Origin of the sequence: Pseudanabaena sp. UWO310, from assembly GCF_006861605.1 — a bacterium.
In the GTDB taxonomy this organism is placed as follows: Bacteria; Cyanobacteriota; Cyanobacteriia; order Pseudanabaenales; family Pseudanabaenaceae; genus Pseudanabaena.
In genome coordinates this window covers 18,216-37,916 of the sequence record NZ_SELU01000058.1, presented here as the reverse complement: position 1 = coordinate 37,916, position 19,701 = coordinate 18,216, and the positions used below count along the sequence as shown (strand labels likewise).

Here is a 19,701-nt window from a genome sequence, read left to right as displayed (position 1 = left end):
ATTAAAAGGAGAATGGCGGCGCTTCGCGCCGCCATTCTCCTTTTAATGTGAGTTCGGGATAATTTGAAATGGGCTTTGAGAAAGGGTTTGCGTAGCAAACCCTTTCTCAAAGCCCAAGAGTAAAAGCCTTGCTAGGCAAGGCTTTTACTCTTGGGCTTTTAAAAATTAAAAATCATCGGGAGGAATATCGTCATCCTCAGGTTCAATTTCTTCGGGGACAACCTTCGTTGCCGAAACAGCCACCCCTGCGGATAGTTTTTCGCGGACTTGTCGTTCGACATCTTGAGCAAATTCGGGTTTATCTTCCATATACTTGATCGTATTGTCGCGCCCCTGCCCGATATTGTCGCCTTGGTAGCTGTACCATGCCCCTTTACGAACGATGATACTCATTTCTTCCGCCAGATCGACAAGACAGCCTACCGTAGAGATCCCTTTGCCAAAGATAATATCAAATTCAGCAATACGGAAAGGTGGGGCAACTTTATTCTTGGCAACCTTGACTTTGGCGCGAATGCCATATTCTTCCGTACCTTTTTTCAAGGTTTGGATGCGCCGAATATCGAGACGGACTGAAGCATAAAACTTCAGAGCCGTACCTCCTGTAGTCGTTTCGGGACTGCCGTAGGATACGCCAATTTTTTGACGCAATTGGTTTAAGAAAATAACAATACAGTTTGATCTGCCAACATTGGCAGTGATTTTGCGGAGGGCTTGACTCATCAAACGGGCTTGCAAACCTACGTGAGAAGCGCCCATTTCGCCTTCGATTTCAGCACGAGGGACGAGTGCGGCAACCGAGTCGATCGCAATGATATCTACTGCCATCGACCGCACAAGATTATCGACAATTTCTAAAGCCATTTCCCCTGAATCGGGCTGGGATATGAGCAAGTTATTAATATCAACGCCCACACTAGCAGCATAGGTAGGATCGAGGGCATGTTCGGCATCGACGAAAGCCGCCACGCCACCACGCTTTTGCACTTCGGCGATCGCATGTAGTACAAGGGTCGTTTTACCTGAGCTTTCTGGCCCGTATACTTCGATCACCCTTCCTTTGGGCAATCCGCCACCAAGGGCGAGGTCGAGAGGTAACGCGCCGCTAGGAATGGTCTCGACTCGCATATTAGTCGCATCGCCCAGACGCATGATCGAGCCTTTACCATGATCTTTTTCGATCTTTTGCATGATCGCATCAAGAGCCTTCTTTTTCTCAGGGCTGATGCTAGCTTTTGCTGTTTGGGCGATCGGTGTAGCCTTATCAACTTGACTATTTGCCGTCGCAGAGGAGTTTTTCGGTGCCATTGCCGTTCGAGGTTTAGTTTGTCTAATACATCTGCCTCATTATGACATTAAGCTTCTAGATTTGAGGTATTAAATTTGTGCTGAGATTTAGGCGATTGTGCTTCAATAGCTTGGATTTAGATATTCGTACTAAAAATTCGCAATAAAAACCATAACATTTGTGCTATTCCCTTCCCAGTGAAAGATTAGACGTTGTGGCGCGGAGCACCGCAACGCTAGTTATTAGTTTTCAATGTCTATTTTGATACTAGGTTACCTACTACTAATCTTCACCAAAAACCTTGGTGTAACCTACATATCCTAACAATAGGGCTACTGCCAAAATCATTAAAAAATAACTAAAGGGCAAGTACGAGAAAAAGTACAAATGAATCCTACTAGAGAGCCAAGATATAAACATGAATACGAGGGACATTAAAACCAAACCTTGGATTAATTTGAAGGCTGGAATCTGACTCAAGGGCATTCTTTTTTTGGCAAGAACGATCGAAGAAATTACATGATACGGGGCAGATGCGAGTAACAGAATATCGGCTTCTTTTCCTATCTTCCCCCACCCGCCAGTATTGCTCGCGTAGGCTATATAGCCTGCAAATACAATAGACACCAATGCAGACAGGCTCAAATTCACGCTTAATACGTAGGGTTCTTCTTTAGTTCCAGGAACAACTAAACAAATATAGTAAGCAATCCAAGGCGATAAAAATATCAATAAAAGAACGGGTATTTTATAGGTTGTTAGAATGCTTTCTATAGTCATAAAGTCCTCCTTACTTTAAAAATTTTCTCTAACTTTTTGGTTGGGGAATTAAGCCAAGACAACTGAATTTTAAATAGCTTAATCCCGAAAGATTTAGACGGTTGTGAGGCGTTCAAGACCAATGTTTAGAGATTATTCAAAATTACCCATTATTTAAAAGGATGTCAAACTTAATAGCGATCGTTTAGCTAAATTTTTAAATATAAAATCTAAAAGCTCGTGGAGAAAGCAGTACGTTCGCTACAGGCTTTAACTTTATTTTTTAATTATTCTCGGACGTTTGTAACTACTTTTAACGTTATTTATTCAGTTATGTAGTATTGCAAGTTTTACTTAGGGACTTGCGAGAAAATAAGATACCAATCCAGATTTGCCAGAATCGTTGGTGCGGCTCCGCCGCACCAACGATTCTGGTTTTATATTTGGTACTTTATTAAATCGCAAGTCCCTTAGAACATAAAATCCGAAAGATGATTGGTGGTACGAAGCGCCGCCAATCGTCTTTTGGATTTTGTTTTTTCTAACGCAAGTGGCTACAGCCATATCATGCAACCCTATTCCCCTCGATCGTTCTCGCCTTGATTTCGAGATTGAAGCCGATCCCAGTACAACATTTGCAAACTCTAGTGTCAGAATTAGATTAATTAATTCTATCTAGCGGTCTACCATTATGTCTTCGGAACATCCACCAGTTATGTTGGTGGACGGCTATAACGTGATCGGTCTGTGGCGACACTTGCAGGAAATGAGAGATCTGCAAGGGTTTGACATTGCCCGATCGCATTTAACTGAGACGATGGTAAATTTTAGTGCTTTTCATGGCTACAAGACGACATTGGTATTCGATGCCTATGTGCAAGCAACCCCCGCCAAGGCTGAAAGAATTACCAAAAATCTCAAACTGTATTTTACCGATCATAACGAAACGGCGGATACCTATATCGAGCGTCAATGTGGCAAGTACCGCCGTGATCCGCTGCGGCATCTCAAAAGGATTATTGTCGTAACTTCCGATCGCGCTCAGCAGTTAACCGCCGTTGGCTTTGGGGCAGAGTGGCTATCCGCCACGGCTCTAGAGCAAGAGGTCGAAGCAACGCTAAGATCTGTTCAAAGTCGCCAAAAGCCCCAAAAGGCAAACACCAATAATTTATTGGGCAATCGTATTGATAGCAAAACTAAAGCTCAATTAGCGCAGTGGCGAAATAGGCTGAATTAAGCTGCATGAAAGCTCTGTTAAATAAACTTTCTCAAAGCCCAACAGTAAAAGCCCTGCGTAGCAAGGCTTTTACTGTTGGGCTTTGGGTTTGCTTTTTAATTCATTGAAGTGTTGGATCACTTCAGTGAATTGGTATAAGACTAATCAAATCTCCAGAGACAAGTGGCGGCGCAAAGCGCCGCCACTTGTCTCTGGGACAACTCAAGGATTTAAGGTGGAGATGACATTAGTACCAGTAACCGTGACCGTTTGCGATTCGAGATTTGCAACGGCGCGATCGCCTTTGACATTAAGACTCTTATCGGGTTGTTGATAGGAAATATTGCCATCCGCCGTAATTGTTTTGGTGGGAATTAACCATTCCACTTTATCGGCATTAACCACACCCTGAGTAGAACTAAAACTTGCCAATACTTGCCCTGTGAGGTTGATTTGTTCTTTTTCGATGCGGGCTTCTCCCTTATCGGCTTTAACGGTGATCCCACGGCTCTTACTCCCTCCCGTAAAGGGAACGGGGAGGGTTACTAGTTTTTTCTCCAGATTCCAAACGGCTTGAGATGCTTCAAGATAAACATCTAGTTTGGGATCCTTTGCCTTGATATCACCATTAAAAGTAACTTCTTTTTTCTGAATGTTCCAATCCCCCCGATTGGCATTTAACTGCATTTTATCCTTGATTTGGATCACAGAAAGAGGAACCTCCGTATATACGCGATCGCGCTTCGCATCCCAAGTAACTTTCTCACTCTTCATTTCTAAGGGCGGCTCGACAGCGGTAACGATGACTTGTTTCTCTAAGCTATAGACGTTTGTACTGGGCTTTGCCGTTAATTCTTTACCCGTCATTCTCAGTTTGTCTTCGGGCTTATCAATTTGGACATTGCCTTTTGCCTTGAGCAGATCTTCCGAAGATTTCCAGATCATCTGGTCGGCTTTCATATTGATTTTTTCTTGGATGACGATCGCCTTAATATTCCCATCTAACGAAATAGCCTTACCCGCTTGATCGATCGTCCCTTTATCGCCCGTGGCTTCCATTAGCAGTTCGCCATCCCGATAAAATTTCCCTTTGACATCCTCAACATCAGCGATTTTGCGATCTTCACGGTAGTTAGCCTGCTTGGAAGTAATTTCCCAAAGCAGCTTCCCATTGGCATCAAATTCAGTCAGGGTAATATTTTGGAGGCTAGAACCAGCAACTTGCGCTGACTTATTTAGGTTGGTAACTGAAGGGCGTAAAAATATAAACCACCCTAGTGCGAATAGGATTACTGTTGTCACAAAAATGATGATAAACAGGCGCAAGTTACGGCGGCTAAATAGTTGCATGATCCTTTTTGATAAAGTTACGAGATTTACGCCTTACTGGGTAGGGTGCAAATTTTAGTTACAGATATTATTGCTGCATAGCGATCATTTCTGCCATATCTTCAGGGGCGATCGCCTGAAAAACATCCCGATTGTCCGACAATTGGGCGATCGCCCGATCGAGGCAATCTAAGCCATCCTGTAATGACTCGATCCGACAGAGGCGCTCCCGCAATGCGGCCGCTCCCGCAAATCCCTTAGCATACCAAGTCATATGTTTGCGCGATTGGCGGATACCGCGCATCCCTTTGTAGTCCCACAGTCCTTGTAAATGCTCCTTAGCCACTTCCAAGCAGGCGATCGCGGATGGCTTTGGTAAATATTCACCTGTCTTTAAAAAATGATCGACTTCGCCCACTAAAAACGGATAGCCCAAAGTTCCCCGCGAACACATGACCCCATCGGCTCCAGTGACTTCTAAACAGGCGATCGCCGCTTCAACGGAAAAAATATCACCATTGGCAATTACGGGAATTGTCAATACTTCTTTGACTTTCCGAATCCATTCCCATTTTGCTTGCCCCGTATAGCCCTGCGATCGCGTTCTGGCATGAACGGTGATCATCTTTGCCCCCGCATCCTCCATCCGCTTCGCAAAGTCTAAGATCGTAATTTCGGCATCATCCCAGCCGAGGCGAGTTTTGACAGTGACGGGAATATCCACAGCCGCAACTACCGATCGCACAATCTGGGCGGCAAGTTCGGGCTGCCGCAATAGTGACGATCCCCCACCCTTCTTGGTGATTTTATTGACGGGACAGCCCATATTAAGGTCTACGGTATCTGCCCCCTCTAAAACTGCCTTCTGAGCTGCCTCCGCAAGAAATTCAGGACGACAATCAAAAAGCTGAATGCTGATCGGCGTTTCATGGCGATCGATCTCCATCAGTTTGGGCAAAGCCTTCATATGGTGGAGATCCGTCGCGCTGATCATTTCGGTATAGAGCATCGAATCGGCGGCATAGCGGCGCACCAATCGCCGAAACACCAAATCCGTCACCCCTGACAATGGTGATTGCAATACGCGACTTTGGAGAGTAACGTTACCAATAGTTAAAGGTTGGGTGAATTTTTGCGGTAATTTCGATAGTCCAGATTGCATGACCGTAAACTTTGCCCTAAATTTTGCTTTCTTGGGCGCTATATACAAAGGTATAGTAGTTTTAATATTTTTTGTGAATCTTGGTCTTCTAGCGATCGCACTCACGTTATACCAATTCACGAAGGTGTGACAACACTTTTGTGAATTAAAAACCAAACCTAGTAAGGGTTTGAAAAACTAAAAATGGCTCCGTCATTTTTAATTTTGGTATTAGTACAAAATATATCGATCTGATATCGATCTGAATATCGATCTAAATAAATAAAATAAAATTAAGGAGAAAAAATTTGTCTAAAAAACATCCAGTTATTTCGGTAACAGGTTCGTCGGGAGCTGGAACTAGCACCGTCAAACGAGCATTTGAACATATCTTCTTGATGGAAAATATCAAGGCAGCGATCGTCGAAGGCGATAGCTATCACAAATATAACCGTCTAGAAATGCGTGAGGTAATGAAGCAAGCTACGGCTGAAGGACGCAACATGAGTCACTTCGGCTTAGATGCCAACGTATTAGATAAACTAGAAGCCCTCTTCAAAGAATATGGAGAGACAGGTAACGGTCAAAGACGCTACTACCTCCACAGTACGGAAGAAGCGGAGTACCACAATGGTCGTCTGGGCACTGAGGCAAAACCTGGGGAATTCACGCCTTGGGAAAGCATCGAAGCTGATACAGACATGCTTTTTTATGAAGGTTTGCATGGCGGTATCGTTGCCAAAGATATTGACGTTGCTCAGCATGTTGATCTGTTAGTGGGTGTAGTTCCCATTGTAAATTTGGAATGGATTCAAAAAATTCATCGCGACAATGCCGAACGTGGTTATAGTGCTGAAGCGATCGTCGATACAATTTTGCGTCGGATGCCTGACTATGTAAATTACATTGCGCCTCAGTTCTCCAGAACTCATATCAACTTCCAACGGGTTCCCACAGTTGACACTTCCAATCCTTTCATCTGCCGTGATATTCCTACTCTTGATGAAAGCTTCGTCATCATTCACACCAATCGTTGCTTCCGCGAGAAGTTTAGTATTGACTTCCCCTATCTGCTTGACATGATCCATGATTCCTTTATGTCACGCCATACGACTCTGGTTGTTCCTGGTGGCAAGATGGGCTTTGCGATGGAATTGATTCTTCAACCATTGATTGACTCGATGTTAGTTGAATCGAAAAAGCTCCAATCATAATCAAAAAATTTCAGTAGTTTAGCTTTAGGAAACCATTTAAGAATTGGATAGATCCCCCCCAGCCCCCCTTAAAAAGGGGGGAGAATTAAATTCTTCCCCCTTTTCAAGGGGGATTGAGGGGGATCTCTTAGAGCTTTTGACCGCAGAAAGTAATTCTTAAATGGTTTCTAAAAAACGAAGAAGAGAAGGTTGGGGCAAGCCCCAACCTTCTCTTCTTCGTTTTTTATTAGCGATCGCCCCAAGCCCGATCCACAAACTCCCTAAACTCCCTTTGAAAACGCTCCGTTGAAAAGCGCAGGGCATTGTCGCGACAGTCCTTCGGCAAAATGCGATCGCCATTCTCTTCAAACTCTATTACCGCCGCGCGGATACTTGCGGCGGTCTGCTCGGCAAAAAATATCCCCGTAGGGCGATCGCTATCTAAACCTCGCACGGATTCCCGCACCCCACCACGTCCATAGGCAATTACTGGTGTCCCGCAAGCCTGCGCCTCTACGGGCGTAATTCCAAAATCCTCCTCGGCAGCAAATACAAAAGCTTTCGCATTTTGCATGTAGGAACATAATTCCTCTGGCTCACGATGACCGAGAAATTGAATGTTAACGCTTGCTTTGGTGCGTATTTTTGCCATTTGCTCGCCATCTCCAATCACAATCAGTTGGCGATCGCGCATTTGCGAAAAGGCTTCCACAATTAAATCAATACGTTTGTAGGGAACCAAACGCGAAGCAGTGAGATAAAATTCCTGTTTTTGTTCCCATAGTGCGTAGCTCTGTAAATCTACGGGGGGATAGATGACCCTTGCCGATCGCCGATAAACCTTTTGAATTCTACGGGCAATAAATTCAGAATTAGCAATAAATAGATCGACTCCATTGGCTGTGCGGGTATCCCAAATCCGCATTTGATGTAAAATCCAGCGAGCAATCCAACTCTTGATCCCCCGTTCCAAATTAGATTCTTTGAGGTATTGATGTTGAAAATCCCATGCATAACGAATCGGGGAATGCACGTAGGAAATATGCAACTGGTGCGGTGCGGTCAGTACCCCCTTGGCGACAGCATGGGAACTCGAAATCACCAAGTCGTAGGCGGACAAGTCAAGTTGCTCGATCGCTAAGGGCATGAGGGGCAAGTATTGCCGAAACTTGGTCTTGGCAAAGGGCAGATTTTGAATGAAGGTCGTCGTAACTTTTTTGTTTTGAATAAAATCCCGTTTAGAATCCTCCAAAAAATCTACGACCGCAAAGAGATCAGCCTTGGGAAACAAATTTAAAATTTGCTCGACGACACGCTCCGACCCTGCGTAGTTCGCAAACCATTCATGGACGATCGCAATGCGGAGATTTTCTATTGTGGACATATATGGACATAGTTATTTTGTTGGATTCTCGCTTTGCAAGGCTAGGCTTAAATTCTATAGCTTTCTGTCGTCTTGCCATATCATCTTGAGTTTTTGTGGGTAAAATAGCAAAGTTGAACTCACCAGATTTATGAAGTTTCCTCTTGCCTCTACGACCTTAGCTTCTGTGGGCATTGCGATCGCTAGCATCGCAGGAATTTCGGCTCTGTCCCTGTCTCCCCAGCTAACTCCTATCGCTATCGCCCAACAGGCTGGCGAACCAGTAACCACCACATCGAGTCCCGACGCGATCGATCTAGCCAAGCATTTACGCAAAATAGGTGCAAAGTTATATACAGCCTTTTGGTGTCCCCATTGTCACAATCAAAAAGAGCGTTTTGGCAAAGAAGCGGTAGACGAGTTAGAGGTAATTGAATGTGACGAACGTGGAGTCAATCCCCAGACTCAGCTTTGTATAGACAAAAGAATTAGAGGCTATCCCACTTGGGAAATTAATGGCAAGCTATATCCTGGCGATCGCTCTTTAAAAGGACTTGCAGAGATCTCCAAATACCGTAGCCAATTCTAAATACTCAGCGAGTACCGCCCGCTACGCGGGCGGTACTCGCTTCTAGATTTTACAGCAATTACCGATCAAACGAACCACAAGAAAAATTTTGAAAGCGTTGCTTCGCAACGCTTTCAAAATTTTTCTTGGTTTGGGTTTGAGCGCAAAGCGCTGTAAGTTTACTGAGCCGCTAAGAGCTTACCCTCACGCGATCGCGAAAAACAATCGGCTTGCGCGATCGCGCTTTACATGCATTAATTGAGACCAATGCATCAAATTGCTAAATTTGCAACTAGTAGTTTCGGGCACCTTGTTAGTGTAGTTACCGTCCTACGGAAAATTAGTAATTTTCTGCATAAACATTGTATATAGGTTAAGAAGGCATTTCATAAATCCTCGATCTGCCTTCTCGATTGTCTTTTTTGATTACCGCAAACCTTGCAGGCTAATATGTCTACTCTTGTCATTGTCGAATCGCCCACTAAAGCCCGCACCATTCGGAACTTTTTGCCTACTGGATATCGAGTAGAGGCATCAATGGGGCATGTGCGCGATTTGCCACAATCAGCGAGCGACATTCCTGAGGAGCTAAAGAAAACTGAATGGGCCAAGCTCGGTGTGAATGTGGATGCCGACTTTGAGCCCCTGTACATCGTGCCAGACGACAAGAAAAAAATTGTCCGCGAACTCAAGGCAGCCCTCAAGGGAGCTAAAGAAGTAATTCTAGCGACTGACGAAGACCGCGAAGGGGAAAGTATTTCTTGGCATCTGTTGCAAATCTTGCAGCCCAAAGTCCCCATTAAGCGCATGGTTTTCCACGAGATTACTGCCGAAGCCATTAAAAGCGCCTTAAAAAATTGTCGCCAGATTGACGATCGCCTTGTCCATGCCCAAGAAACTCGCCGCATTCTCGATCGCCTTGTCGGTTATACCCTCTCGCCCTTGCTCTGGAAAAAAATTAAATGGGGGCTGTCGGCGGGACGAGTGCAGTCCGTGGCGGTACGACTGATTGTAAATCGCGAACGCGAACGTCGGGCTTTTAAGTCGGGTAGTTTTTGGGACTTGAAGGCAAATCTCTATGCCCCCAAACAGGACTTTCCCGTGCAGCTAGTTGCCGTTGGCGGTAAAAATGTGGCGACGGGCAAAGACTTTGATGAGGCGACGGGCAAAATTGCCAAGGGTCGCAAGGTTTTACTACTGGATGAAGCAGGGGCGATCGCCTTAAAAAATCGACTCAATGGCAAAGTCTGGTCGGTGAGCAATCTCGATGAACGTCCTGCTACTCGCAAGCCATCGCCACCCTTCACCACTTCAACCCTTCAGCAAGAAGCCAACCGCAAACTACGCCTATCGGCAAGGGATTCGATGCGTGTGGCGCAAGCGCTTTACGAGCAGGGTTTTATCACCTATATGCGGACTGACTCGGTGCATTTATCGCAACAGGCGATCGCCGCCGCACGACAATGCGTTACCACGATGTATGGCAGTAACTTCCTCAGCAAAGAGCCACGCCAGTATGTGACCAAATCCAAAGGCGCACAGGAAGCCCATGAAGCCATTCGTCCCGCAGGTGAAACTTTCCGTACTCCCCAAGAAACTGGACTTTCGGGACGGGAGTTTGCTCTCTACGACCTGATCTGGAAACGTACCGTTGCCTCCCAAATGGCTGATGCTCAGTTGACGATGCTCAGTGTGCAATTGACCGTCGAGGATGCTTTATTCCGCGCTTCGGGTAAACGTATCGATTTTGCAGGATTTTTCCGCGCCTATGTGGAGGGTTCTGACGATCCCGATGCGGCTCTCGAAGAAAAAGAAGTGATGCTACCGTCCCTCAAGGTGGGCGATCATCCCGTCTGCCAAGAGTTAAATACGGTCGGGCATGAGACCCAGCCCCCCGCTCGCTATACAGAAGCAGCCCTCGTTAAAATGCTCGAAAGTGAGGGGATCGGTCGTCCTAGTACCTATGCCAGCATTATTGGCACGATCTGCGATCGCGGCTATGTCGAGCTGGTCAATAATGCGCTCATCCCCACTTTTACCGCCTTTGCAGTTACCAGTCTTCTAGAAGAGCATTTCCCCAATCTCGTCGATCCTAGTTTTACTTCAAAAATGGAACAAACCCTCGATGATATTTCCACGGGGAGTGTGGAATGGCTACCCTATCTCAAGAAGTTCTATTCTGGCGAACAGGGCTTAAGCGGACAGGTGAAATCCCGCGATAGTCTGATCGATGGCGAATCGGCAAGGACAGTGCGCCTTGAGGGTTTAGATGATGATGTCAAGGTCAAAATCGGTAAGTTTGGTGCTTATATCCAAGTTGGTGATGGCGATCGCACGGTTAATTCGTCAATTCCACAAAACTTCACCCCTTCCGATCTCGTTCCCGACAAGATCGAATTACTCCTCAAACAGAAACTTGAAGGTCCCGATCAAGTAGGAATTCATCCCGAATCGAACGAGCCGATCTTTATGATGATGGGGCAATATGGTCCCTACGTGCAGTTAGGGCAAGCTACGGATGCAGTGCCTAAACCCAAACGCGCTTCTCTACCTAAGGGAATGCAGCCCGAACAAGTTACCCTCGATCTCGCTGTAAAACTGTTAGCCTTGCCCCGTACCTTAGGCGCACATCCTGACACTGGCAATCGCGTCTTTGTCAATACGGGTAGATTTGGTCCCTATGTCTGTCATACCAAAGGCAATGGCGATAAGGACGATAACCGATCGCTCAAGTCCACCGATGATCCCTATACGATTACCTTTGAACGTGCCTTAGAATTGCTATCGCAACCAAAAACTCTACGGGGAGCTGCGGCTGCTAAGGTATTGAAGACACTGGGCAAGCATCCCAGTGATGATGAAGCGATCGAGATTCTTGATGGCAAGTATGGCCCCTATGTCAAGCATGGCAAGATAAATGTGTCGCTAACTAAGGAGCAATCGGTGGAAGCCCTAACCCTCGAAGAGGCTCTATCAATGTTGGCAAGCAAATCTGGTAAAACCACCAGTAAGCGGACTAAGGCGGCTTCTAGCGAAACCAAGAAAACTACCACCAAAAAGACCACCACCAAATCTACGGCAACTAAGGCAACTACCACAAAAAACGCCGCGACAGCCACCAAAAAGAAAACCACCACAACTAGAGCCGCTGCCACCAAAACCGCTGCCACCAAAAAATAAGTTATAGCTGTCGCCAAGTGCACTAGGACATAAAACCCAAGAATTAATTGGCGGCGCGAAGCGCCGCCAATTAATTCTTGGGTTTTGATTTGTCCTAATTCAAGTGACTGTAGCTATATACCAAAGTTCAAAATGGCGTAGCCATTTTGAACTTTGAAAACCCTTACTGGATCTGGTTGATGTCTATTTTTTGATAGGGAAATTGTATAGCTATAGTCGGACAACAAAAGCCAATAGAGAGTTGCGGCGCTTCGCGCCGCAACTCTCTATTGGCTTTGATGTCCTGACTAAGTGGTTATAGTTATAAAAGTATGTGTAACTCAAGCAAAAAAATGATGAGTATCGCCACTTTTTGCGCGTCCAAAAAATTTTAGTGGCAATCCAAAAATCTACTAATAGTGTGACAAATAATTTTTATGTGGTTTTAGCACTAAATGTGAGTTAAGGTATTATCTGACTTAATGTTAAAACAAAAGCATTTTTTATGGTGCAAGAATTTATTCGCCTCGACAAAGAGGTTCGATTTCCCGAAAGCGCCCCGGCCGCTTATCCCGTATTTTTCAGGACTTATAGCCGCAAATATAATAACAAGCGGGAAAGCTGGGCGGAGGTATGCGATCGCACACTTTCAGGTTTAAAGACGCTAGGTAAGCTGACCAAAGAACAAGCTGACCTGATCGATAAAATGCAAAAGCAGCTTAAATCTCTGACCTCTGGGCGTTGGCTCTGGGTTGGCGGTACGGATTGGGTTGATCGCCCCGAAAATTTCTCAGGCTCCTATAACTGCACTAGCACCAATGTGATCGACTGGCGTTCCTTTGGCTTGATGATGGATCTGGCGATGCAGGGATCGGGTACTGGTGGCGTATTAGAGCCGCAGTACATTAGCCAACTGCCTGTCATCCGTAACCAGTTGCAAGTCAATGTCATCGGTGCGATCGGCGCAACCCCTGTTGAGCAACGTCGCCACAATACCGAAATCGAATTTGACCATGCCAATAATTCTGTCAAGTTTTTTGTTGGCGATAGTCGTCAAGGTTGGGTCAAGTCTTATCAATCGCTTCTAGAGCTATGCAGCGATGAAAAATTTGACGCATCCAAGCCCGTCCAAGTCACCGTTGATATCAGCGATGTCCGCCCCAGCGGTGAACCCCTCAAGGGCTTCGGCGGCATGGCAAATCCTGTCAAGTTGCCTACCCTCTACGATCGCTGTGCCAATATTCTAAATAAAGCGATCGGTCGTCAACTCACCTCGGTTGAGTGCTGTATCCTCATCGATGAAGCCGCAGTTTGCATCGTGGCTGGAAATATTAGGCGTTGTTTACCTGCTGGGGCATTGGTTCACAGCGAATCTGGATTAGTACCGATTGAAAAAATTCGGATCGGCGATCGGGTGCTAACCAGTAAGGGATTCTATCCTGTTACTAACTTTTTTGATCAAGGTACACAATCGCTTTGCCGAATTAAAACCGAAGATGGCTATTTTGAATGTACTTCAGACCATAAAGTAGCTGTCTTGGAAGATGTGTATGGCACATATCGGATGGTCAAAGCTAAAGATCTCAAGGCAGATGATCGATTGATCTTTGTACCAAAAGCTATTACTGGTACTCCGACCGAATTACCAGAATTTAAAGGGACGTTAGCTCCACAAGCAAAACGAATCACTATTCCTGCACTTACGGCAGATGTCGCCTATTTCATCGGTTATTTGCACGGTGACGGCTCGGTTGGAAGTGATGGTTGGCGCGTAAGGTTCCGAATTTCTGAAGATCAACAACAGATCATTGATAAGCTCATCGCTGTTGGAGAGCTATTTGGATTAGATACTCATACGCTGAGAACACCAGAACAATCTAAAGCGAAGGCTTTTGAATTGCAATTCAATTCTAGTGCGCTCAATCAGTATCTCTCGCAATTCAAACGAGCTTTTACTTCGATTAACATCCCTGACTGCATATTATTGGCAACCGCTACTATCCGCGAAGCCTACCTAGCTGGGTTGGCAGATGCTGATGGTTGTTTTAGTCAAGGCGTGTTAGTTGCATCAGTGCATTCTGATTTCTTGCGTCAAGTTCAATCAATCTATGCTTCTCTTGGGATTACGGCTCGGTTGTGTCATTCTACACGCAAACGTACAGATAAATGGGAAGGTGAACTAGTCACTGTTGGTGAAGCAGCCTTTGACAAAATTTCTGAATTATTTGCTGCTCACTCATTGCGCTTTGCTAGTAGCCAAAGGGTTCGTCCTCAATCATTTAAGGATCATGGCTTCCCTAAAGAGATGGTTAGACCGATTGTGAATACCTACCAATATCATTGGAGTGGCGCACAAAAGCAAATGATTGCACCAACAGTTCAGAAGCATATTCCTGAATGCACGGATTTAATTCCTGTAAAGGTAAAATCAGTTGAGTTTGATGTCAGAGTTGCGCCTACTTATGACATTGAAGTTGCTTCCATTCATGAGTTTGTTTGTGAAGGTATTCTTGTTTCAAACAGTGCGGGCATGAGACAATTTTTGTCTGAAGATGCTTTAGGCTCTGTTGCAAAAGATAATCTTTGGCAGCAGGATGAAGCAGGTAATTGGAGAATTGATCCTGAACGTGATGCTTTGAGAATGAGTAATCACACGAGAGTATTCCATCGTAAACCCACTGAACAGGAATGTGTGGATGCCGTTCGCAAACAATATTATTCGGGTGAAGGTGCAATTCAATGGGCAGGTGAAGCGATCGCGCGTTCTAATGCTGACCTATTAAACACTGTCGACAAGAAACAAAAATTTGTGGAACTCTATAGCCAGTCTAGGGATTTAGCTAAGGACTATCTTCGGCAGCTTCTACTAGAGCATCACACAAATTCCTAACCAATCCTATAATAGATGAGAGAAAACTTATGCAAAAAGTGATGAATGATTTGGAACTAGAGCTTGAGCATCGAATGAGTCGTTATGGACTCAATCCGTGTGGTAGATAATTTTGCCTCACGTTAAAAACCTGGCAAAAACGGGGAAGGCTGAGACGCTAATCCCGTGGTAACTGGAAGAACTAAAGCTCTTCCAGCACCGTACAGAGTAGAGGATGAACCTAAAAGAAAAGTGCGTTTGCACTATAATCTTTTTAGAATAGAAACCTCCACGAGTGTCGGGCTATTAATGAACGGAAGAACTTATTGCGGCTACTATCAAGGCTATTATCTTAAATCTACCTTAGAGTATATTTACGCTCGATATCTCGACTACATGGGAATCCAATGGCAATATGAAGTCAAAACGTTTTCGCTTTCTACGGGAGGCTCATATAAACCTGATTTCCTATTAGCTGATGGTTCCTATGTAGAGATTAAAGGTGGATTTAATTATGAGACTGATTTACCTCGAATCTTGACTTTTGAGCAAGACTACGGACTGAAAGTAGAAATTATTCAAGAGAAAGACCTACGAAAGTTAATTCATCCCACACCATTTATTTTTGAACAACTCAAACAAGAGTGGAAGCAAATAGCGAATGGTTTGGGCATGGATACTTCTGGTCAAAACAATCCACGTTATGGTGTAGAAGCATCCCAGTCAACAAAAGCAAAAATTGCCCAAAAAGCAAAGGCTAGATTGCAAGATGCTGAATATCGACAAAAGTGGTTAGACTCTAGAGCTAAGAGCGAAAAAGTTCAACAGCAAACAGAAAATCTAAAACAATACAATCTTCAACGCTATTATCAAGTCTTTACGACCTGCGAATACTGTAAGAAGAGTTTTGAAGTTTTATTTCGCAAGAATAATCCTCAAAAATATTGTTCATACAAATGTTCTGTAAATGCTACTCGCTCAAAAACATTTTCTGAAAATGTTCAATTAATACAGGAAATCGCCCTTAAGTTTGCAGAGACTTATCCAATAGAGATAATGACCTGCAAGCTCAACAAGATTAAGCCTGTTCTTGAACCTTTCTACGAGCAAGTCCGTAATCAATTTGATATTCAAGATGAGAGAACTCTCAGCAAAGCCTTATTAGGTAAACAAACTAGTCGTAAAGAGATTCTTTACTATTTTCGTTCTTTGGTAGAAAAGGTACTCGGAGCTAACGCGAATTATGAAGCGTTAGAACTAGAGGATAAAGAGCCTCTAGGATAACAAAACAATAAAAATACTGGAAATTCTCGGTGCTGATTTTCACTGTAATCTATCGGAGGTGCATCTCAATCAACTCAATCCTCGCAATGAGAAAGAACAGGAAGAAGCCTTTAAAGCAGGTGCTTTGTCGGTTGCTGCTTTGCTCAATCATCGCTTCAATGAAGAACGCTATCAATTTAGCCGTGAAGTTGACCCAATTGTGGGTGTATCCTTCACAGGGCTATTTGACTTCTTCGTTCATGCCTTTGGTGTGGAATGGTTGCGCTGGTTTGAATCAGGTCGTCCTGACACTGTGCAGGGGCTAGACTTCAAAGAGAAGGAAGCTAATTATCTAAATCGCTGGCGTGAGATTGTGCATCAGACAGTTTGGGAATATTGCGACGCGCATGGTTTCCGCCGCCCCAATCGTTGCACGACAGTTCAGCCAGCAGGCACGAAATCCTTGCTGACTGGTGCTTCCCCCGGATGGCATCCTCCGAAGGCACAGCGCTTTATCCGTCGGATTACTTTCCGTAAGGAAGATCCTGTGGCACGGGCTTGCATGGACTATGGCTATAGCATCATTCCTTCGCAATCGGATAAGGATGAGAATGGACAATTGCTCAATGATCCTTTCGATCCGAGATGTACGGAATGGCTGGTGGAGATTCCTGTGAGTGTGTCTTGGGCTGACCTTGACGGTGCTGACAAGGTAGACATCAGTAAGTTCGATGTGATGGCACAATTTGATTTCTATATGCAGGTGCAGAAACATTACACCCGTCATAATACTTCCGCAACCTTGGAATTGCGGGAGCATGAAATCGAGCCTTTAGGGAAGAAGATTTACGAAGCGATTCGTGATGATGAGGGTTATATCTCGGCGGCGCTATTGGCGCGTTTTGATGACCTGCAAACCTTCCCACGTTTGCCCTTTGAGCCAATTGATAAGGCTACCTATGAGAAGCTCAGTGCTGAGGTGCTAGTACGTCGCAAGTCTGATGATTTTTACGCGAGTTTGTTGCGTTATGATTCGGGTGAGTTGATGGAGGCGGGTCCTGCGGGTTGTGATTCTGATAAGTGTATGTTCCCTGAACAGAAGCCATAGATCGCAGAAAATAACATATAGGGCATATAGGTGTTGCTACAATAGCGATCGAAACTTGTAGTAAACACTTATATGCTCTCTCAACAAATTGCAGATCCTCAACCTTTGGAAGCACGAGTGGCAACTTTAGAGGCTGAAATAGCGCAAATGAGACAAATATTATCTGCATTTACACAGAAAAAGTCTCCTTGGTGGCTAAAGGTTGCTGGAAGTTTTGAAAATGATCCGAATTTTGATGAGGTAACTCGTCTTGGGCAAGAATGGCGTAAATCTTAATCATTACCTCCTGTTCATATTGAATCAAGCAGAGCTAAGCAAGGCTAGAAACTATGCTAATTAGAGAACGGTCAAGTGAACTGAATATTATTGCTAAATCTATCGATGCTCTCAATCTAACCGAGCAATTATGGCTTTTAGAGCATATAGCGCATCAAATTCGGATTAAGAATGAATTAGCAGCAATGGCACAAGATCCGCAAATTCAAGCTGAGCTTACTCAGATTCAGCAAGAGTTTGCTGTTACAGATTTTGATGGTCTTTGAAATATGGCTATATTGCGATCGCAAATCTATTTTGTAAATCTCAATCCGACTGCTGGCAGAGAGCAAAGTGGCACAAGACCTGTTTTAGTTCTTTCCATTGATGATATTAATCGTCTTCCTCTTGTTGTGACTGTTGTTGTAGGAACGAAAGGAGCAAATATTGCGAGAGACTATCCTACCAATGTTAGAGTTTCTCCATCAGAAAGTGGATTACCTATGGAAACTGTATTTTTGTGCTTTCAACTGCGATCGCTTGATGCTTCACGATTTCTAGATCAGCCAGTAGGAATACTATCTCCAGAAAAGATGGAGGAGATAGAGACAACGGTTAAATATTGTTTGGGCTTCTGAAATTTATAATATTCTCTGATCCTTATCCAAGCTAAGAAGAGAAGTAAATAATAGCCACTTTTTTAAACTTGCAAATATCCAAATTTATTTATGTCTATCAAACGCGCAGATGGTATTACTGAATCTGAACGATACTTAAAGGTTCTTTGTGATCGCACATTTTTATCACTTTGGAGCTATTCAGGGGTATATAGAGACCAAATTTCAGGTGGAAGAACTGATGGAAAAGAAGTATGTGATCTGCTAGTAGTTTTCGAGAATCACGTCATTATTTTCTCAGATAAAGATTGTCAGTTCCCAAATACTGATCGACTTGATCTCGATTGGAATCGATGGTTTAAAAGAGCAATACAAAAATCCGCAGATCAATTGTGGGGTGCTGAAGGATGGATTAAGAAAAGCCAAAATCGCCTTTTCTTAGATCGCTCATGTACTATACCTTTTCCTATTGATATACCTGATTTGTCAACAGCAAACTTTCATCTAATTGTAGTTGCTCATGATAATTCTAGTCGTTGTCAACAGGAGCTTGGTGGTAGTGGTAGCCTTATGATTAATACTTCTATCAAAGGTGATGCTCATTATGTAAATGAAAATGACGATATTCCATTCTTTATTGGGGACATCGATCCAAATCGTACATTTGTACATGTTCTGGGTGACACATCTTTGGATATTGTTTTAGGGACAGTAGATACTATTTCAGATTTCGTTTCCTATTTAACTAAAAAAGAGCGCCTTCTTAGATCTGATGCAGTTGTTATTGCCGCAGGAGAAGAAGAGTTGTTAGCTTACTATCTCAAAAATATAAATGAGGAGAATGGTGAGCATGATTTTGTTATTCCGCTTAGTTGTGACGAGCAAATACAGAATCTTGTTTTTGATGAAGGTCATTGGGATGACTTTAGCCAAAGCCCTGAAAGAAAAGCTCAGATAGCGGCTGATAGAGTCAGCTATATTTGGGATGGGTTGATTGAGTCTCTAAGTAACCATGTGATTGAAGACACACAGTTCTTCACAACGCATCCAAGCGTCAAAGAAATAGAACCACTTCTTCGTTTTTTGGCAAGAGAATCACGCCTTGCAAGAAGAAACCTTGCATCAGCACTTTCTGGATTAATTGCTTCAGCGCCAAAAAATATGCGTACAACGCGCTACTCTTCTCCTACAACTTCACAGGAACCATATTATGTTTTTCTAACACTTCCACAATTTGATTGGATGACTTACGAGCAATATCGAGAAATTCGTAGAAATGTATTAGAGGCTTGCTGCTCTGGTGTGAAACTTAAGTTCACTGATGCTCAACATATTGTCGGAATAGCTACTGAACCAGGGTTCGATAATGAAGGGCGATCTGAAGATGCAATGTATTTTGATGCAACAGATTGGACAGAAGAAGATGCAGCTAGAGCAATAGAAATCTGCGAAAAGCTTGGCATCTTAAAAAATCCAAATATGTTTAGTGTCCATGATCAAGAATATCCACTTCAAAAGCCTGTGCGACAGACAATAAACTCAAAAGTTTGGAATAGCCCTTGAATGAATATTT

At 44.0% G+C, this 19,701-nt stretch carries 14 protein-coding genes and 3 pseudogenes; 12 read left to right on the top strand and 5 right to left on the bottom strand.

All coding sequences use genetic code 11. The features are described from left to right. Positions 1-165: 165 nt before the first annotated feature. On the bottom strand, positions 166-1,308 hold the full coding sequence (gene recA, locus PseudUWO310_RS17500) for a recombinase RecA (RefSeq protein ID WP_009625981.1): 1,143 nt from the start codon (positions 1,306-1,308) through the stop codon (positions 166-168). A gap of 262 nt (positions 1,309-1,570) precedes the next feature. Further along, on the bottom strand, positions 1,571-2,068 hold the full coding sequence (locus PseudUWO310_RS17495) for a hypothetical protein (RefSeq protein WP_055076644.1): 498 nt from the start codon (positions 2,066-2,068) through the stop codon (positions 1,571-1,573). Positions 2,069-2,738: 670 nt separating this feature from the next. On the opposite strand from PseudUWO310_RS17495, the gene PseudUWO310_RS17490 reads away from it, so the two are divergent. Then, complete coding sequence (locus PseudUWO310_RS17490; protein WP_009625982.1) at positions 2,739-3,284, top strand: NYN domain-containing protein; 546 nt, start codon at positions 2,739-2,741, stop codon at positions 3,282-3,284. Positions 3,285-3,485: 201 nt separating this feature from the next. Here the strand turns inward: PseudUWO310_RS17490 and lptC are convergent, their stop codons facing one another. Both lptC and dusB read right to left on the bottom strand, forming a co-directional pair. Next, the gene (gene lptC / locus PseudUWO310_RS17485) at positions 3,486-4,613 is read right to left on the bottom strand and encodes an LPS export ABC transporter periplasmic protein LptC (RefSeq protein ID WP_142603529.1); all 1,128 of its coding nucleotides are present in this window, start codon (positions 4,611-4,613) and stop codon (positions 3,486-3,488) included. Positions 4,614-4,680: 67 nt separating this feature from the next. Further along, entirely contained in the window at positions 4,681-5,754 is a 1,074-nt protein-coding gene (gene dusB / locus PseudUWO310_RS17480; RefSeq protein ID WP_142603527.1) for a tRNA dihydrouridine synthase DusB, read from the bottom strand. Between the two features lie 287 nt (positions 5,755-6,041). Between dusB and PseudUWO310_RS17475 the strand changes: the two genes are divergently transcribed. Continuing rightward, the gene (locus PseudUWO310_RS17475) at positions 6,042-6,947 is read left to right on the top strand and encodes a phosphoribulokinase (RefSeq protein WP_142603525.1); all 906 of its coding nucleotides are present in this window, start codon (positions 6,042-6,044) and stop codon (positions 6,945-6,947) included. 226 nt (positions 6,948-7,173) lie between these two features. Here PseudUWO310_RS17475 and PseudUWO310_RS17470 read toward each other — a convergent pair whose 3' ends face one another. Next, positions 7,174-8,310 (bottom strand): glycosyltransferase family 4 protein, encoded by a 1,137-nt coding sequence (locus PseudUWO310_RS17470; protein WP_142603523.1) that lies wholly within the window; start codon positions 8,308-8,310, stop codon positions 7,174-7,176. Between the two features lie 130 nt (positions 8,311-8,440). Here PseudUWO310_RS17470 and PseudUWO310_RS17465 point away from each other — a divergent pair, with 130 nt between their 5' ends. The 10 genes and pseudogenes from PseudUWO310_RS17465 (at position 8,441) to PseudUWO310_RS17425 (ending at position 19,691) form a co-directional block, all read left to right on the top strand. Continuing rightward, positions 8,441-8,878: a protein disulfide isomerase family protein gene (locus PseudUWO310_RS17465; protein ID WP_142603521.1), complete on the top strand. Its 438-nt coding sequence runs from the start codon at positions 8,441-8,443 to the stop codon at positions 8,876-8,878. Positions 8,879-9,307: 429 nt separating this feature from the next. Further along, the gene (gene topA / locus PseudUWO310_RS17460; RefSeq protein ID WP_142603519.1) at positions 9,308-12,037 is read left to right on the top strand and encodes a type I DNA topoisomerase; all 2,730 of its coding nucleotides are present in this window, start codon (positions 9,308-9,310) and stop codon (positions 12,035-12,037) included. Positions 12,038-12,521: 484 nt separating this feature from the next. After that, positions 12,522-14,123, top strand: a pseudogene (locus tag PseudUWO310_RS17455) (ribonucleoside-triphosphate reductase); the annotation flags it as partial. A 405-nt stretch (positions 14,124-14,528) separates the two neighbouring features. Further along, positions 14,529-15,010, top strand: a pseudogene (locus PseudUWO310_RS23985) (hypothetical protein); the annotation flags it as partial. A gap of 61 nt (positions 15,011-15,071) precedes the next feature. Continuing rightward, positions 15,072-16,169, top strand: a complete 1,098-nt coding sequence (locus PseudUWO310_RS17450; RefSeq protein ID WP_142603517.1) for a hypothetical protein — start codon at positions 15,072-15,074, stop codon at positions 16,167-16,169. A gap of 19 nt (positions 16,170-16,188) precedes the next feature. After that, positions 16,189-17,256: pseudogene (gene nrdJ / locus PseudUWO310_RS17445) on the top strand (ribonucleoside-triphosphate reductase, adenosylcobalamin-dependent); the annotation flags it as partial. A gap of 72 nt (positions 17,257-17,328) precedes the next feature. Continuing rightward, positions 17,329-17,532: a hypothetical protein gene (locus PseudUWO310_RS17440; protein ID WP_142603515.1), complete on the top strand. Its 204-nt coding sequence runs from the start codon at positions 17,329-17,331 to the stop codon at positions 17,530-17,532. 53 nt (positions 17,533-17,585) lie between these two features. Then, on the top strand, positions 17,586-17,798 hold the full coding sequence (locus PseudUWO310_RS17435; protein WP_142603513.1) for a hypothetical protein: 213 nt from the start codon (positions 17,586-17,588) through the stop codon (positions 17,796-17,798). Positions 17,799-17,801: 3 nt separating this feature from the next. Then, on the top strand, positions 17,802-18,149 hold the full coding sequence (locus PseudUWO310_RS17430; protein ID WP_142603511.1) for a type II toxin-antitoxin system PemK/MazF family toxin: 348 nt from the start codon (positions 17,802-17,804) through the stop codon (positions 18,147-18,149). A 90-nt stretch (positions 18,150-18,239) separates the two neighbouring features. Beyond that, a complete protein-coding gene (locus tag PseudUWO310_RS17425) occupies positions 18,240-19,691 on the top strand; it encodes a hypothetical protein (protein ID WP_142603509.1) in 1,452 nt (483 codons plus the stop codon). Positions 19,692-19,701: the final 10 nt, after the last annotated feature.

Coding starts and splice junctions, on each gene's coding strand:
- recA (WP_009625981.1), bottom strand. CDS start 1,308: ATGGCACCGAAAAACTCCTCTGCGACGGCAAATAGTCAAGTTGATAAG.
- PseudUWO310_RS17495 (WP_055076644.1), bottom strand. CDS start 2,068: ATGACTATAGAAAGCATTCTAACAACCTATAAAATACCCGTTCTTTTA.
- PseudUWO310_RS17490 (WP_009625982.1), top strand. CDS start 2,739: ATGTCTTCGGAACATCCACCAGTTATGTTGGTGGACGGCTATAACGTG.
- lptC (WP_142603529.1), bottom strand. CDS start 4,613: ATGCAACTATTTAGCCGCCGTAACTTGCGCCTGTTTATCATCATTTTT.
- dusB (WP_142603527.1), bottom strand. CDS start 5,754: ATGCAATCTGGACTATCGAAATTACCGCAAAAATTCACCCAACCTTTA.
- PseudUWO310_RS17470 (WP_142603523.1), bottom strand. CDS start 8,310: ATGTCCACAATAGAAAATCTCCGCATTGCGATCGTCCATGAATGGTTT.
- PseudUWO310_RS17465 (WP_142603521.1), top strand. CDS start 8,441: ATGAAGTTTCCTCTTGCCTCTACGACCTTAGCTTCTGTGGGCATTGCG.
- topA (WP_142603519.1), top strand. CDS start 9,308: ATGTCTACTCTTGTCATTGTCGAATCGCCCACTAAAGCCCGCACCATT.
- PseudUWO310_RS17440 (WP_142603515.1), top strand. CDS start 17,329: ATGCTCTCTCAACAAATTGCAGATCCTCAACCTTTGGAAGCACGAGTG.
- PseudUWO310_RS17435 (WP_142603513.1), top strand. CDS start 17,586: ATGCTAATTAGAGAACGGTCAAGTGAACTGAATATTATTGCTAAATCT.
- PseudUWO310_RS17430 (WP_142603511.1), top strand. CDS start 17,802: ATGGCTATATTGCGATCGCAAATCTATTTTGTAAATCTCAATCCGACT.
- PseudUWO310_RS17425 (WP_142603509.1), top strand. CDS start 18,240: ATGTCTATCAAACGCGCAGATGGTATTACTGAATCTGAACGATACTTA.